This window comes from Arthrobacter glacialis (genome assembly GCF_002909445.1).
Classification (GTDB): domain Bacteria; phylum Actinomycetota; class Actinomycetes; order Actinomycetales; family Micrococcaceae; genus Specibacter; species Specibacter glacialis.
Map to the genome: position 1 here is coordinate 1 of NZ_PPXC01000040.1, position 1,943 is coordinate 1,943.

Consider the following 1,943-nt stretch of genomic DNA (forward strand, 5'->3'; position numbering starts at 1 on the left):
TGTATGACTACAAGGAAAACCGTTTCATTGAAATTGGAGTGACGAGGAGGGAAGTCCACATATACTACCTAGAGAAAGCCAATAAAATAAAATCCGAGAAGACACACATCCATATTTTTTCATTCACTGGAGAAGAGATGGCCACCAAAGCAGATTACACACTTGATGAAGAAAGCAGGGCAAGAATCAAAACCAGGCTGTTCACCATAAGGCAGGAAATGGCCAGCAGGGGTCTATGGGATTCCTTTCGTCAGTCCGAAAGAGGCGAAGAAACAATTGAAGAAAGATTTGAAATCACAGGAACCATGCGCAGGCTTGCCGACCAAAGTCTCCCACCGAACTTCTCCAGCCTTGAAAACTTTAGAGCCTATGTGGATGGATTCGAACCGAACGGCTGCATTGAGGGCAAGCTTTCTCAAATGTCAAAAGAAGTGAACGCCAGAATCGAGCCATTTCTAAAGACAACACCACGCCCTCTCAGATTGCCTAATGGGCCTCCCTGCTCTCAACGGTCGAAGTTCTTGCTGATGGATGCGCTGAAACTAAGCATGGAGGACCCGAGTCACGAAGGGGAGGGGATACCGCTATATGATGCGATCAAAGGCACGAAAACAGACTTCGGCTGGAAAGAGCCCAATATTATCAAACCACATGAGAAAGGCATAAACCCCAATTATCTCCTGACTTGGAAGCAGGTGCTAGCAGAACTTCAGGACATTGAAAATGAGGAGAAGATTCCCAGAACAAAGAACATGAAGAAAACAAGCCAATTAAAGTGGGCACTCGGTGAGAACATGGCACCGGAGAAGGTGGACTTTGAGGATTGCAAAGATATCAACGACCTGAAACAGTATGACAGTGACGAGCCAGAGCCCAGATCGCTAGCATGTTGGATCCAAAATGAATTCAACAAGGCATGTGAATTGACTGATTCAAGCTGGGTAGAACTTGATGAAATAGGGGAAGATGTTGCCCCAATCGAACACATTGCAAGCATGAGACGGAACTATTTTACAGCAGAAGTGTCCCACTGCAGGGCTACTGAATACATAATGAAGGGAGTGTACATAAATACTGCTTTGCTCAATGCATCTTGTGCAGCCATGGATGACTTTCAACTGATTCCAATGATAAGTAAATGTAGAACCAAAGAAGGAAGACGGAAAACAAACCTATATGGATTCATTATAAAAGGAAGATCTCATTTGAGGAATGATACCGACGTGGTAAACTTTGTAAGTATGGAATTTTCCCTTACCGACCCAAGGTTGGAACCACATAAATGGGAAAAGTATTGTGTTCTTGAAATAGGGGATATGCTCCTGCGAACTGCAGTAGGCCAAGTGTCAAGACCCATGTTTCTGTATGTAAGAACCAATGGAACCTCCAAGATCAAGATGAAATGGGGTATGGAAATGAGACGCTGCCTTCTCCAATCTCTCCAACAGATTGAGAGCATGATTGAAGCTGAATCCTCTGTCAAAGAGAAAGACCTGACCAAAGAATTCTTTGAAAACAAATCAGAAACATGGCCAATTGGAGAATCACCTAAGGGAGTAGAGGAAGGTTCCATCGGGAAGGTGTGCAGAACCTTACTAGCAAAATCTGTATTCAATAGCCTATATGCATCTCCGCAACTTGAGGGGTTCTCAGCTGAATCGAGAAAACTGCTACTCATTGTTCAGGCGCTCAGGGATAACCTGGAACCTGGAACCTTCGATCTTGAAGGGCTATATGAAGCAATCGAGGAGTGCCTGATTAATGATCCCTGGGTTTTGCTTAATGCATCTTGGTTCAACTCCTTCCTCACACATGCACTAAGATAGTTGTGGCAATGCTACTATTTGCTATCCATACTGTCCAAAAAAGTACCTTGTTTCTACTGGACCCAAGCACCTCTGAAGAGCCTCGTCTAGGGAGAGGCCGAAAACATAGCCGGCAGC

Annotated in this window: 1 protein-coding gene; it reads left to right on the forward strand. The window is 44.6% G+C overall.

The features are described 5' to 3' along the window. On the forward strand, positions 1–1,826 hold a 1,826-nt coding region (locus CVS27_RS21755; protein WP_133163016.1), incomplete at its 5' end, for a polymerase PA. Positions 1,827–1,943 lie beyond the last annotated feature (117 nt).